Source organism: Streptomyces sp. NPDC038135 (assembly GCF_055601245.1).
In genome coordinates, this window is the sequence record NZ_JBVJXS010000012.1 from 226112 (window position 1) to 239950 (window position 13839).

Annotated in this window: 11 protein-coding genes and 1 pseudogene; 7 read left to right on the forward strand and 5 right to left on the reverse strand. The window is 75.5% G+C overall.

Features of this window, described 5'->3' with window-relative positions; genetic code table 11:
- Positions 1-17: 17 nt before the first annotated feature.
- Together ACZ7JA_RS31635 and ACZ7JA_RS31640 are read right to left on the reverse strand one after the other, a co-directional pair.
- Positions 18-675, reverse strand: a pseudogene (locus ACZ7JA_RS31635) (HAD-IA family hydrolase).
- Positions 676-742: 67 nt separating this feature from the next.
- Positions 743-1615, reverse strand: a complete 873-nt coding sequence (locus ACZ7JA_RS31640; protein ID WP_470811781.1) for a trypsin-like serine protease — start codon at positions 1613-1615, stop codon at positions 743-745.
- A gap of 253 nt (positions 1616-1868) precedes the next feature.
- Between ACZ7JA_RS31640 and ACZ7JA_RS31645 the strand changes: the two genes are divergently transcribed.
- The gene (locus ACZ7JA_RS31645) at positions 1869-2684 is read left to right on the forward strand and encodes a hypothetical protein (protein ID WP_470811783.1); all 816 of its coding nucleotides are present in this window, start codon (positions 1869-1871) and stop codon (positions 2682-2684) included.
- Positions 2685-2703: 19 nt separating this feature from the next.
- On the opposite strand, the gene ACZ7JA_RS31650 is transcribed toward ACZ7JA_RS31645, so the two are convergent.
- Positions 2704-4773, reverse strand: a complete 2070-nt coding sequence (locus ACZ7JA_RS31650) for a galactose-binding domain-containing protein (protein WP_470811785.1) — start codon at positions 4771-4773, stop codon at positions 2704-2706.
- 186 nt (positions 4774-4959) lie between these two features.
- Between ACZ7JA_RS31650 and ACZ7JA_RS31655 the strand changes: the two genes are divergently transcribed.
- Positions 4960-6105 carry a sulfite oxidase gene (locus tag ACZ7JA_RS31655; protein WP_450744076.1) on the forward strand — a complete coding sequence of 382 codons (1146 nt, stop codon included), beginning with the start codon at positions 4960-4962 and terminating at the stop codon, positions 6103-6105.
- 139 nt (positions 6106-6244) lie between these two features.
- A complete protein-coding gene (locus ACZ7JA_RS31660) occupies positions 6245-7987 on the forward strand; it encodes a glycoside hydrolase family 15 protein (protein ID WP_470811787.1) in 1743 nt (580 codons plus the stop codon).
- Positions 7988-7993: 6 nt separating this feature from the next.
- Here the strand turns inward: ACZ7JA_RS31660 and ACZ7JA_RS31665 are convergent, their stop codons facing one another.
- The gene (locus ACZ7JA_RS31665; RefSeq protein WP_351666455.1) at positions 7994-8884 is read right to left on the reverse strand and encodes a DMT family transporter; all 891 of its coding nucleotides are present in this window, start codon (positions 8882-8884) and stop codon (positions 7994-7996) included.
- A 395-nt stretch (positions 8885-9279) separates the two neighbouring features.
- On the opposite strand from ACZ7JA_RS31665, the gene ACZ7JA_RS31670 reads away from it, so the two are divergent.
- Positions 9280-10086, forward strand: coding sequence for an SDR family NAD(P)-dependent oxidoreductase (locus tag ACZ7JA_RS31670; RefSeq protein ID WP_389298248.1), 807 nt, complete (start codon positions 9280-9282; stop codon positions 10084-10086).
- Between the two features lie 62 nt (positions 10087-10148).
- Positions 10149-10916 carry a polysaccharide deacetylase family protein gene (locus ACZ7JA_RS31675; RefSeq protein WP_389298249.1) on the forward strand — a complete coding sequence of 256 codons (768 nt, stop codon included), beginning with the start codon at positions 10149-10151 and terminating at the stop codon, positions 10914-10916.
- Between the two features lie 16 nt (positions 10917-10932).
- On the opposite strand, the gene ACZ7JA_RS31680 is transcribed toward ACZ7JA_RS31675, so the two are convergent.
- Positions 10933-11982 (reverse strand): MGDG synthase family glycosyltransferase, encoded by a 1050-nt coding sequence (locus ACZ7JA_RS31680; RefSeq protein WP_450753164.1) that lies wholly within the window; start codon positions 11980-11982, stop codon positions 10933-10935.
- Positions 11983-12348: 366 nt separating this feature from the next.
- On the opposite strand from ACZ7JA_RS31680, the gene ACZ7JA_RS31685 reads away from it, so the two are divergent.
- Positions 12349-13260: a DMT family transporter gene (locus tag ACZ7JA_RS31685; RefSeq protein ID WP_470811790.1), complete on the forward strand. Its 912-nt coding sequence runs from the start codon at positions 12349-12351 to the stop codon at positions 13258-13260.
- A gap of 117 nt (positions 13261-13377) precedes the next feature.
- Positions 13378-13725, forward strand: a complete 348-nt coding sequence (locus ACZ7JA_RS31690) for a hypothetical protein (RefSeq protein WP_351666461.1) — start codon at positions 13378-13380, stop codon at positions 13723-13725.
- Positions 13726-13839 lie beyond the last annotated feature (114 nt).

Sequence of the window (13839 nt, forward strand, 5' to 3'; positions counted from 1 at the left end):
CCGGCGCCCCGGCCCGCTCAGGCAGCCGGTTCCGGCTCCGCCGGGCGCGTTCCGCGCGCCTCCGCCGCGAAGGCGAGGATCTCGGGGATCGCCTCGCGCAGGGTACGGAAGTGGCGGTGCGCACCGGTCGGTCATGCCGGCGCGCCGTCCGGATTCGACCCCGGACGGCGCGTCCTCGACGACCAGGCAGTCCCGCGGCTCGGCCCCGAGCCGTCGCGCGGCCAGCAGGTACGGGACGGGCGAAGGCTTCCCCTCCTCGACGCATCCGGCGTCCACGAGCACCTGGGGAACCGGCAGCCCGGTCCGGGCGAACCGCCCCCGCACCCGGTGCTCGTAGTTGGAGGTCACCAGCGCCCAGCAGCCGGCGGGCAGGGCCGCCAGCAACTCGCCCGCGCCGTCGAAGGCGGAGTACTCGCCGTACCGGACGTCGTGGTCCTCCAGTTCGTGCAGCGCCGCCAGGCACACTCGGGGGTCCTCGTTCGGAGCGACGACGGCGAACGTCTCCATCGGCCGTGTCCTGAGGGCGACTTGGTAGACCTCGGCGGGATCCAGACCGTAGCGCCGGGCCCAAGTGTCCCAGACCCGGCGCTGGTTCGCCACGGCGTCGATCAACGTGCCGTCGACGTCGAAGAGGAGGTACTTCCGTGCCCCGGTGCTGCCGAGTTCGCTGGTCACACGGTGATCATGTCATCCGACCGGCGGGACAGAGGACGCGGTGAGCGCTCCTGGCGCGCGGTGGGCGTCACGGCAGTTTCACGAAGGGGGACAGGAACGCCCGGGCCCCCGGGGTGTCGAGGCGGTAGGTGACGTTCGTGGCGTAGCACGGGCCGTCGCCGGTGATGGTCGTGGAGGTGAGGACCCTCCGGCCGCCGAGCTGGGCGAAGTTGGGGCCGCCGGAGTCTCCGTAGCAGGCCCCGCCGTTGCCCTGGGGTGCCGTCATGGCGAGCCGGACCCATGCCTTGTTGAGCGCGTCGAAGCTCACGGGCGCCTTCATGCGGACTCCGCCGCCCGGGTGCGTCTGGCCGCCCGGACCCCGTGCGGCCTCCTGGGTGCCGTACCCGGCGACGGTCCACTCGGTGGAGTTCAGCTCCTTGGAGGTGAGGCCGTCCAGTTGGTTCGCGGCCGGCAGGGCGGCCGGGGTGAACGACCAGCGGGACGCGACCTTCGCGGCGGGCAGTTCGATCACCGCGATGTCGTGCGGGTCGGAGGAGGGGCCGGGGTAGGCGGGGTGCGTGTGCGCGAGGCCCTCGACCCCGACGGCGTCCGCCTGGGCGGCCGGGTCGCCCGGGTACCGCTTCGCGGCGGCGTCGAGCCCGGCCTGGACGTCCTGGTCGAGGGAGACGTGGAACCTGACGCCGGCCGGCCAGTCGCTGGTGCAGTGCGCGGCGGTCAGGAAGGTGTTCGCGTCGACCATGGTGCCGGAGCACACCCAGTCGGTGCGGTCCGGGGTCGCCGGATCGCCGTCGTCGTCCCAGGTGGCCACGAGGGCGCCCACCTCGGTGCGTTCGGGCGCGGGAGCGGCGTTGTACGAGTTGATCGCGGAGGACGGCAGCGCGGCGGCGAGGACGAGGGCGCAGGTCGCCGCGGTCACGGCGGTGGCGCGTATGGCGGTCAAGAAGAACCCCTTCACTGGGTGTGTGGGACAGGTGTTCTCCTGTGGGGAGGTAGGGAGCATTGAAGTGGCTGTGACGGCTCGCCACAAGACGGCGCCGCGGGATGGGGCGCCGGCGGCGGGCCGGCTCTCCGCTCGCTGCCGGGGTCCGGCAGGTCCGCCGGGGTGCGCTTTGCCGGTGCCGGGCCTGGGCGGGCCCGGCACCGGCATGCTCGGATACGGGCAGGGAACGGCACGGGTGAGGCGAGGGGGCAGGGTGGGGGCGGGGGAGCACAACGGGCTGCGGAGCGTGATGTGGCTGCTGGTCGCCGTGGTGGCTCTCGGCGGTGCCGTGGCCTCGGCCTCCGAGATCCGCGGGGCGCTGGAGCGGGAGCGCGCCTACCGGGCCGCGCCCGCGTGCCCCTCCGTGCCCGTGAAGCCCTCGGCCTGCGTGTGGCGGCAGGGTTTCACCGTCCGCACGGCCGACCTGCACCGCGCGCAGCGGAACGAGTCGCCGGAGGCCCGGCTGGCGCTGCCCTCCGGCAAGCCGTGGCGGGTGACGTTCCGGCAGACGGACCCCGTGCTGTCCGAGCTGGAACCGGGCGACGAGGTCGTCGGGCTGATCTGGCACGGCCGTGTCGTCGAGGTGCGGGACGCCCAGGGGCGGCGCCAGCAGACGTCCGACGGGCCCGTGGGGTGGCCCGAGGACCGGCTCGGCGGCGCCCTGGCCTGCGGCTCGTTCGGTCTGACGGCACTCGTCGGAGCGCTGTGGTCCCTGTTCGCCCGGAGCGACCGGCGGCACGCCCGGGCGGCGGCCGTGGTGCGGTGGCACGGTTTCGGCATGGCCGTCACCGCCCTCATGACGCTCTGGGCGCAGTCCGCCAACGACTGGCCGATGTGGGCGATCCCGGCGATCTGGGGGCCGCTGGCCGTGCTCCTCGCCGCCTCCATGGTGGCGTTCGCCGTCGCGGCCCTGCGCGGCGAATTGGACGACGAGGACCCGGCCGCCCCGTCGTCCGCCGGGCCCGTTCCGCCGCCTGCGCCCGCGGGCGTGCCGGGCGGAACGGCGGGGTCCGGGAGCGGCCGCTCCTGAGGGGCCGGGGCCGCCGGCGTCAGCCGCTGTGGACGCCGACCTCGTAGAGCGAGTAGCCCCACCGGGTTCCGCGCCCGGTGCCCGTGACGCGGACGTAGCGGGCCGGCCCGGGGGAGAAGCGGGCGGTGTCCAGGCCGCCGTCGCCGCTGGTCGTCGACCAGGCGGTCCGCCAGTTCACTCCGTCCGTCGAGAGCTCGACGCGGTACGACCTGCCGTACGCCCGCTCCCAGTCGAGCGTGACCCGCCCGACGAGCTGGGTCGAGCCCAGGTCGATCCGCAGCCACTGGCCGTCGCTCCAGTCACTGGCCCAGCGGGTGTCCCGCCGGCCGTCCACAGCCCGGCCCGGCGCGTAGCTGGTGAACGGGTTCCACTCGGACGAACTGGCCGCGGCCGGCGCGCCGACGGCGAGGTCGGCCGAGGCCTGGTACCGCTCGGCCGCCCCCCAGGTGCCGAGGTAGGACTCGGCCCCGCGGAAGAGGTCGTCCACCGTGTCCTGGCCGCCCACCCGCCGGATGTCCTCGATCCAGTCCGGCACCATGCCGTAGTGCGCGGCCCCGTCGGTGTTCAGGTCCCAGGTGCGCTCGCCCGTGGTCTGACGGTCGATCAGGGAACCCCCGTCGACGCTGCGGAAGGGGTAGACGACCTTGTCGGGGGCGTCCGCGCCCCGGGGCCCCGGCCAGCCGCCGACGCCGTTCATGTCGGTGCCGAAGCCGTAGCCGACTCCGTACTTCTCCCGCAGCGCCTTGGTGCGGTCCGCCTCGGCGACGAAGCCCTTCGAGCCGTTCATGTACTGGGCGACGAAACCGCCGAGGCCGTAGACCCGCTCGGTCCAGTTCATGTCCATCCAGCTGTGCGAGGAGATCACGCCGGGGTAGGAGCCGGCCTCCAGGATGTCGAGCGCGCGGCCGGCGGCCTTGACGCCCATGTGGTCGATCTCCAGCATCATCCTGCGCTTCATCATGCCGCGCACGGCGTACTCGCCGAGGTCGGTGAGCCCGCGCGCGTTGCACTGCGCGTCCGCGCCGTACCCGGGAACGCTCACCCCCGGCGGCAGCTTGGCCTCCGTCCCGGGCGCGGCCGCCGAGCCGATGGGGTTGTCGTGCTGCGGGCCCGCGCACTTCTCGGTCCTCCAGAACGTGCCGGTCGACAGGAACTGGCCGACGTTGATCGCCGTTCCGAGTCCGCCGGAGTCGAAGCGCACTCCGCACAGCGCGTTGTCGAACTTGTGGCAGAGGAACATGCTGCGCACGCCGAGCGCGTACAGCTCGTCCAGGCCCGCGTCGATGTCGTGCCGGTCGCACTGCGGGACGTCCAGGACCTGCTTGCAGCCGAACGGCTCGGAGGTCTCCACGCCCAGCACGACCGCGAGTTTGCCCTGCTCGACGACCTCGCGTGCCTGCGCGCTGTCGGTGACGATCCGGAACCAGCCCTTGCCGGGGCCGCCGTACATCCGGTCGACGTAGGACTGGAGGTCGTACGTCAGCTTCGCCTGCAGCCGGATCGAGGTCATCTCGTCGCAGCCGCGGTCCTTGAAGAAGTAGACCGAGCAGATGACGCCGTTGGTGACCAGGTCGTTGACGAGCACGCGCTGACCGCCGCGCCAGGCGCGCTCCACCCAGGCGTAGTAGTTCTGCTGGTGGGTCAGCGAGTCGTGGGCGGGCCAGTCCTTGAACGTCGGCCAGCCGACCGGGTCGTGCCTGCCGTCGCCGCCCTTGGTGATGAAGTCGAAGACGGCGAGCGAGCCGTCGGGGTAGTGCTCGGGGCAGTCCTTGAGCGCGTCGGCGATCCCGGCCTCGGAGAACACCCTGCCGCAGATGAGCCGGCCGCCGAAGGCCTCGTTGGCGAACAGGTGGTCGTGGGCGTCGGCGAACCCCCGCACCCGGCCCTGGGCGTCGGTGCCCTTGAACGGCTCGCCGGTGACGCCGATCCCCGAGTCCGGCGCGGGCCGTGACACGGGTGTCCACCAGTCGTTCCCGGCGGCGGCCGCCGAACTCGGCGTGGGGCTCAGGACGACGGCCAGCACCAGGAGCAGCGCCGTGAGGACGCCCGCCTCCCTGCGGTGGCGCTGGGGGTCTCTGCGTACGGTCACGGCCCACGTCCCTCGGTCGGCGGGATGGCGCGGTACGGTCGGGCTAATGTTGTCATGTACGACACAATCTGCCCCGAGGATCGCCACTGCCGCCCGGAACGTCAAGACGCCCGCCGCACCCCGGGCGCGGGCCGCGCGCCGATCCAGCCGGTGCGCGAGCGCGGCCCAGGGCGAATAATCGACGGCATGGGGCGCCGACTCACCGACGTGAGCGCTCCCGCCCGGCTGGCCGCGGCGGGCGAGGGCCTGGGACAGGACGAACTGGCGCTTGCCGCCCGCAACCACGGCCTGCCGCTGGAGGCCCTGCGTTACGACCTCACCCCGCCCGGCCTGCACTACGTCCTCACCCACTACGACATCCCGTACGTGTCCGACGACGACGCCTGGCGGCTGACGCTGGGCGGACGGGTGCGGCGCTCGCTCACCCTCTCGGCCGCCGACCTGCGCGCCCTTCCCGCCGTCACCACCCGGGTGACCCTGGAGTGCGCCGGGAACGGCAGGGCCCTGCTGTCGCCGAGGCCGGTGAGCCAGCCCTGGCTGCTGGAGGCGGTGGGCACGGCGGAGTGGACCGGGGTACCGCTGCGCCACCTGCTCGCCGAGGCCGGGGTCGCCTCCGACGCCGTCGACGTCGTCTTCACCGGCGCCGACCACGGCGTGGAACGCGGCGTCGAACAGGACTACGCACGCTCCCTCCCGCTCGACGTCGCCACCGGCGCGGAGCCCGAGGTCCTGGTGGCCTACGCCATGAACGGCGCGCCGCTGCCGCCCCAGCACGGCAGACCGCTGCGCCTGGTGGTGCCCGGCTGGTACGGCATGGCCCAGGTCAAGTGGCTGCGCGCGATCACGGTCGTCGACGAGCCCTTCACCGGCTTCCAGCAGTCCGTCGCCTACCGGATCAGGCAGGAGACCGGGGAGGCGGGACGGCCCGTCACCCGGATCGCTCCCCGTGCGCTGCTGATACCGCCCGGCTTCCCCGACTTCATGTCCCGCACCCGGGTCGTCGCGCCGGGCCCGGTCCGCGTCGAGGGGCGGGCCTGGTCGGGGCGCGCCCCGGTGACGACCGTGGAGTTCAGCACGGACGGCGGCGCGAGCCGTCACCCGGTGGATCTCGAACCGGACCACGGACACCGCTGGGCGTGGCGCCGGTGGACCTGCGAGTGGTCCGCCGAGCCCGGCGACCACCTGCTGAGCGTCCGCGCCCACGACGCGGCGGGGAACACCCAGCCGCTCGAACAGTCCTGGAACCGGGGCGGCTTCGCCAACAACCTGGTTCAGCGGGTGCCGGTGTTCTGCCCGGACCCGGCTGACACGGATTCCGGCGACACCGTATGACGGCCCCTCGCCCCTCGCCCGACGCGCGCGGCGATCTCCCGCGCGCCGCGCGCGCCACGCCGCCCGCCGTGCGATCCCGTTCCCATACGGGCGGCCGGGAAGGGTACCCGGGCGGCCGGAGGGAGAGGAGACGGCACCGATGATCAGCACCTCGTTCCCACCGCACGCGCTGCACGACTACGCGCTGCTGGCGGACGGGGAACGCGGCGCGCTGATCGGACCGGACGGCGCCGTCAACTGGCTGTGCGCGCCCACCTGGCACGACGACGCCGTCTTCGCCTCCCTCATCGGCGGCGCGGGCGTCCACGCCGTGACGCCGCGCGGCCGCTGGGTGCCCGGCGGCTATTACGAGGAGGGCTCCCTGATCTGGCGCAGCCGCTGGATCACCACGGACGGAGTCATCGAGTGCCGCGAGGCCCTCGCCTTCCCCGGCGAGCCCGGTCGCCTGGTCCTGCTGCGGCAGCTGCGCGCCGTCGACGGCACCGCCCACGTCCGCCTCGTACTCGACCCGCGCGCCGACTACGGCCACGCCCCGCCGGCCGCCACGCACCGCGACGACGACGGCGTCTGGCACCTCACCACCGGCCACCACCGCCTGCGCTGGCAGGGCGCGCCGACGGCCGCCGTACGCGCCGAGGGACTGACCGCCGACCTGGTGCTCGAGCCCGGTGAGAAGCACGACCTGGTCCTGGAGTGCTCCGACTCGCCGCTCCCGCACCCGCTGCCGAGGGCCGACCGGGCCTGGGCCGCCACCGAACGGGCCTGGCGCCGGTCCGTGCCGGCGCTCGAGCACACCGTGGCCACCGGCGACGCCCGCCGCGCCTACGCCGTGCTGCGCGGCCTGACCGCCCACGGCGGCGGCATGGTCGCCGCGGCCACCACCAGCCTGCCCGAACGCGCGGAGGCCGGCCGCAACTACGACTACCGGTACGTGTGGATCCGCGACCAGAGTTACGCCGGGCAGGCGGCCGCCGCCGCGAACGCACCGGAACTCCTCGACGCCGCCGTCCGTTTCGTCAGCGAGCGGCTGCTCGCCGACGGCCCGCGGCTCGCCCCCGCCTACACCGTGCACGGCACGCCCGTCCCCGAGCAGCGCGAACTCGACCTGCCCGGCTACCCCGGCGGTTTCAGCCGCGTCGGCAACCACGTCGAGCGGCAGTTCCAGCTCGACTGCTTCGGCGAGGCGCTGCTGCTGTTCGCCGCCGCCGAACGCATGGGCCGGCTGGACCCCGACGGCCGAAAGGCCGCCGAGGCCGCGGTACGGGCCGTCGCCGAGCGCCGCTGGGAAGCGGACGCGGGCATCTGGGAGCTGGACGACCGGCTCTGGACGCACAGCCGGCTGAGCTGCGTCGCCGGGCTGCGCGCCCTCGCCGACGCGGCCCCCGGCCTGCCGCTCGCCGCCACCTGCGCCGACCTGGCCGACGCCCTGTTCGCCGAGACGGCGGCGAGCTGCGTGCACCCGCGGGGGCACTGGCAGCGCACCCCCGACGACCCGGCCGTCGACGCTGCCCTGCTGCTGCCCTCCGTGCGCGGCCTGCTGCCCCCCGACGACCCGCGCACCCGCGCCACCCTCGCCGCCTGCCGGAACCAGCTCACCCAGGACCACTTCGTCTACCGGTTCCGGCACGACGACCGGCCCCTGGAGGACGCCGAGGGCGCGTTCCTGCTGTGCGGCTTCCTCATGGCGCTGGCCGAGCACCGGCAGGGCGACGAGGTCGAGGCGCACCGCTGGTTCGAGCGGAACCGGGCCGCCTGCGGCGCGTCCGGGCTGTACGCGGAGGAGTTCGACATCGCCCAGCGCCAGTTGCGCGGCAACCTTCCGCAGGCCTTCGTCCACGCCGTGATGCTGGAGACCGCAGCCCGGCTCGCCGGCACACCGTAGAGCCCGTCAGTGCCGGTGGACGAGGTGGTGCGGCGGCGGCTCCGGGCGCCGTTCGCCGCTGGGCATCACCGGATGCCGGCCGAGTACGAAGACGCCGGTGAGCGCCGCCACCACGCCGGCCGCCTGCCAGGCCAGCGCGCCCGGTGTCGTCCGCAGTTCGTCGTTGAGGAAGCCGATGCCGCAGGCGATGCCGCTCAGCGGCTCGGCGGCGCTCAGCGCGGGCAGCGACAGCCGCAGCGGCCCGGCCTCGAATGCGCTCTGCACCAGCAGCAGCCCCACCACCGCCAGCGCCACCACCCCCCAGGGCTGCCAGGAGGCCAGCAGCCCGGTGAGCCCCTTCGCGCCGAAGATGCCGCCGCAGACCCGGGTGAGCGCGTCCTGCAGGCCGTACAGCGTGCCGGCCGCCGCGGCCAGCAGGGGCGGCCGGTGCAGCAGCCGCAGCCGCTGGGAGACGACGACGAGGATTCCGGCCACCCCCAGCACGCACCCGATCACGAGCCAGTGCCGCAGCGCGCCCACCTCGCCCTGGCCGCTGTGCGGCCGCCCCGCCACCACGAAGGCCGCGACCCCGCCGCTCAGGGCCAGCGCTCCCAGCCACCCCGACCAGCCCAGCGGCTGGTCGCCCATCCACCGTGCCAGGGCCATCGCGAAGAGCAGGTTCATGGTGAGCAGCGGCTCCACCTGCGCCAGGCTGCCCTGCGTCAGCGCCAGCGCGCCGAGGACCTGACCGACCACCATGCAGGCGATGCCCGCCAGCCACAGCGGCACCCGCATCAGATCCAGCAGCAGCCGGAAGGACAGCATCAGGGACAGGGGTTCGCGTTCGGCCGCGTGCTGCTGGAGCACGAAGCCGAAGCCCAGCAGACAGGCGGCGGGAAGGGCGAAGAGGTAGACCACGGCGTGCCATCCTCCCGCCCGGGCCCGGCGAAGGCTCCGGACGGCGGGACCCCGGCCGGGACCGTCCCGGAAAGAACACCCGCATGGCTCATCGCCGCGCCGCCCGCGCGGCGCCCGCAGGGTCACCGGAGCGCCGGACGGCCCGTGGGCGGTCACCTCACCGGTTCGGCGCGGCCGGACCCGGCCGCGCGACGGCGAGGCGGCTGCCGTGCCCCGCGGGCCGGCGCCGGCCCACGTTTGAAAGCCGTGGGCTCCGGCTATCCCTCGATGGTCGCCGGCACCGACGGGCGCACGGCGCACGGACGCACGGGGACGGGCGGGGCAGAGAGTGCGCTCACGGGCGGCCGGCGGACCCCCGGGCCGCGCCGGGGCCCCACCACTCGAGGAGGTTCAGCTTGGGACGCGCCACGGCGGATCCGTACCCCGCCCCGTCCACCCTCCTGCCGGGCGCCGCGCCCACGACGGGCGTGGCGCTGGTGACGGGCGCCTCCTCCGGGATCGGCGCCGCGGTGGCGCGGGCCCTGGCGGGGGAGCGGTGGACGCTGCTGCTGTCCGGACGCGACCGGGCCCGGCTCGACGCGGTGGCGCGCGAGACCTCCGGCGTGGCGATCCCCTGCGACCTGGCCGGCGCCGACGGCGCCCGGCGACTGGCCGAACAGGCCCTGAACCGGGCGCCGGGCGTCGATCTCCTCGTCGCCGCGGCCGGAGTGGGCTGGGCCGGACCGTTCACCTCGATGCCCGGCGGCGAGGTGGACCGGGTGCTCACCGTCGACCTGGCCTCGGTGGTGCACCTGGTCCGCCAGGTGCTGCCGCACATGGTGGCGCGCGGCCGGGGCCGGCTGGTGCTCGTCGGCTCCGTCGCCGGGTGCGTCGGGGTGCGCGAGGAGGCGGTGTACTCCGCGGCCAAGGCGGGTCTCGGCGCCTTCGCCGACGCGCTGCGGTACGAGCTGAACGGCACCGGCGTCGGGGTGACCCATGTCGTGCCGGGCGTGGTGGACACCCCGTTCTTCGCGCGGCGGGGGGTGCCCTACTCCCGCCGGCGCCCGCGTCCGGTCCCGCCCGAGCGGGTGGCCGCTGCGGTGGTCGAGGCGGTGCGCGGCGGCCGCCACGAGGTGTTCGTGCCGGGCTGGCTCCGCCTCCCGGTGGCGCTGCGCGGCCTGGCACCGGCGCCGTACCGGCGCCTGGCGGCCCGGTTCGGCTGACGACCGTACGGCGACCCGCCCGCGCCCGGCGATCGCGGGACCGGAGGCGAAGGGAGACGCGCATGAGGAGCGGCGCCGACCGGGGCCGGCGGCTCACCGCGGCCGTCGCCGCCGTGCCCGTACTGGCGGCCGCCGCGCATGTCGTCCCGGCCGCCACCTGGCTTCCGGGACCGCGCCGCGCCTGGCTGCCCTCCCTCGCCGGCGCCGGCCGCGCCGACCATGTGGCGCTCACCTTCGACGACGGCCCCGATCCCCGCTCCACCCCCGCCTTCCTCGCCGCGCTGGACGAGCTGGCGGTCCGCGCCACGTTCTTCGTGCTGGGCGAACAGGTGGCGGCCCACCGGGAGCTGAGCCACGAGATCGTCCGGCGCGGCCATGAACTCGCGGTGCACGGCTGGACGCACGACCGCCCCTGGCGGCCCGCGCCGGTCAGGGAGGCCCGGCGGCTGGCCCGGGCGGCGCACGCCGTGGCGGAGGTGTCCGGCGCACGCCCCTTCTGGTACCGGCCCCCGTACGGCATCCTGACCGGCGACCGGCTGCTGGCCGCCCGCCGCACCGGGCTGCGCCCGGTCCTGTGGACCGCCTGGGGCCGCGACTGGGCGGCCGACGCCACCGCCGGTTCCGTGCTGGCGACCGTCCTGCCGGAGCTGACGGGCGGCGGCACGGTGCTGTTGCACGACACCGACCGGCAGGCGGCGCCGGACTGCTGGCGGGCGGCGCTGGCCGCGCTGCCCCGGCTGGTGGACGCCTGCCGCACGGCGGGCCTGACCGTGGGACCGCTGGGCGAACACGGCGTCGCGCACCCGGCACGCACGCCCCGCGCCCGCTGACCCGGTCGCCCGGGTCTCAGGAGCAGAGACGTTCCAGCGGGCCCACGACGTCACCCCGGACCAGGCCGCGGCCGGCCGGGGCGCGGCGGCCGGGCCCCGGGCCGTCCGAGGTGAGGCGGTCCAGGCACTGCACGAGCCGCCACGGGTCGGCGGCGTAGTCGGTCAGGCCGAGCGCCGCCATGCGGCGCACCCCCTCGGCGCCGTGGCCGGGGATCGGGCGGTAGCCGACGACCGGGACGCCGACGGCCAGCGCTTCCAGCGCCGTCTGCCCCGCCGCGTTGTCGACCACCGCGGCGCACGCCGCGAGCAGGCCCGGCATGTCGTCCACCCAGGACAGCGCGAGCGTTCCGGAGACCCTCGACAGCAGGCGGCGCAGGCGTTCGTTGCGCCCGCACAGCACGACCGGCAGATAGCCCGCGCCGACCAGCAGCCGGGCCGTGGCGCCGAGCCGGCTGCCCGCCCCCCACGCGCCCGCGGACAGCAGCACGGGCGGACGGCCGTCGTCCGCCGTGAGCCGCCGCCGCCAGGACGCCTCGCCGGCCGGGTGCGGCCGGAAGCGGTCCGCCAGCAGCGGGCCGCAGGCGGCGGCGGGGCGCCCCAGACTCCGCCGCACCTCGCGGGCGATCTCGGGGGTGAGGCACAGATGCAGGTCGTTGCCCCGGTGCAGCCACTGCCGGTGGACGGCGAAGTCGGTGACGACCACCGCGCTGGGCACCGCCAGCCGCCCCCGGGCCCGCAGCCCGCCGGTGAGCTGGGCGGCGAGGTGGAAGACCGCCACGACCGCGTCGGCGCGCTCGTGCGCCACCTCCGCCCGCAGCCGGTCCCCGGCGAGCGCGGCGAACGGCGCGCTGCCCGGCCGCGGCCCCGCGCCGCCGCGGAAGAAGGCGGCGTAGATGCCCCCGTAGAGCGCGGGGACATGCCGGATCGTCGTCCGGTAGAAGCCCCGCAGCCCGGCCCCGACACGGGCCGGCAGCAGCTCCAGCACGTCCCGGTGCACGGCCTCGTGCCCGCCCGCACGCAGCCGGCGGGCCAGCTCACGGGCCACCGCGTCGTGGCCCGCCCCCATGCTCGCGCTGACGACCAGCAGCCGGCTCACGGCAGACGCCGCACCGGCGCCGCGGCGGCCCTCCGCCCGGTCCGGCGGACCGGCGGAGCGAGGCGGGCCGGAGGACACGGGCACGGCCGGGGGCGGGTAGGCGGCATGGTCACCTCGTGGGAACGGCGGGCGGTGGGTACGACGGGTACGACGGGTGGACGTGACAGCGGCGCCGGCGGGCGCCGACCAGTCCGCCACCCGTCGTGTACGGGCGGTATGAACAGGTTTATCACCGCGCACGACGGATACGTCTTTGTTCGCTTTGGCTATCTTTGTCCGTCTACCGAGCGTGCGGTGGCCGCCCGCCGGGTTCCTCCCGCGAAGACAGGCAGTCGCATGAACGTGCTCACCGTCATCACGGCGCTGCTGTCCGCGCTGTCCAACGGGGCGGCGTCGGTCCTGCAGCGGCGGGCCGCGGTCGAGCCCGACGAGGTGTCCGGAGACGGCGCCCGGGCGGCCGCGGCCCGCCTGGCCGGACTGCTGCGCCGCCCCTTCTGGTGGGCGGGAGCGCTGGCCATGGCGGCGTCCGCCGTCTTCCAGGTGATCGCCCTCGACTCCGGGCAGCTCTCGCTGGTACAGCCCCTGCTTGCCAGCGAACTGCTGTTCACCCTGCTGATCGGCGCGGTCGTGTTCCGCCGCCGGCCCACGGCCGGCACCTGGCGCTCCTTCGTGATGCTGGCCGGCGGACTGGCGCTCTTCCTGCTCAGCGCCTCCCCCTCGCCCGGCGGCGACCGGGCCTCCGACTGGCACTGGCTCGCCGTGGGAGGCGGGCTGACGTGCTGCGTCGCCGTCCTCCTGGCGGCCGCCCGGCGGATGCGCGGCCCACTGCAGGCCGCCACCCTCGGCACCGCGACCGCCGCCTGCTTCGCGGTCACGGCGGCGCTGATCAAGGAAGTGACCGGCCGGTTCCCGGGGGGCGTCACCGCGGTCCTGACCACCTGGCACACCTACGCCGCCGCCGTCACCGGCCTGCTGAGCGTCCTGCTCCTGCAGTGGGCGCTGCGGGCCGGCACGCTGGCCGCCTCGCAGCCGGCGCTGACCCTCGGCGACGCCCTGATCAGCGTCATCCTCGGCGGCCTGCTCTTCGGGGAGAGCATCGCCCTGGGCTGGCGCATGCTGCCCGAGGTCGCCGGCGTCCTCCTCATGGCGCTGGGCATCATCGGCCTGACCCGGTCGCCCGTGATGTCCGCCGGACGGAGCTGGGACGCCGCGGAGCCGGAGCCCACGAGGGCCCCGCGGGACGCCTGAGCCGGACAGTCGCACGGCCCATTGTCAGTGCCGTCTGATTAATTCCGGTGCAGCGAGATCGACACGGCCCGAAGTGGGTAACCGGTCGTCAGTTCCTGCGGTAGGAGGCCGTTCTCAATGCAGATGATGCTCCCGCGTCACCAGAGGTCCCAAGGTGCCCGGCTCGGGCGCGGCGCCGCCGATCTCCTGCGCATCATCGCCGACCCGGGCACCTCGGTCTTCCTGACCGTGCACGAGGGCGGACGCCGCAGGTACGCCTACTGGCAGCCGTTCGACCCGGCCACCGGCAGGGGCGGCGGATACGTGGCGCTGCCCGTGTCCGAGTGCGACGCGCTGCACGCCGCCGGCCGCATCGTCCTCGGCGACCCGATCGTCGACCCCGGCAAGGTCACCTACCGCGTCAGATCCGCCCCGGCGCGGTCCGCTCGCGCCGGCGCCGTCCGGCCGGTGGCCCGGGCGGCCTGAGCGCCGGAGGGGCACGGCGCACGGCGCGCCGACCGGTCCGTCGCGGCCGATCGCGTCCCGCCCGGCGGCGTGACACGTGCGACGGGCGTGGTTCACGGGGCCCGCACCAGGTGA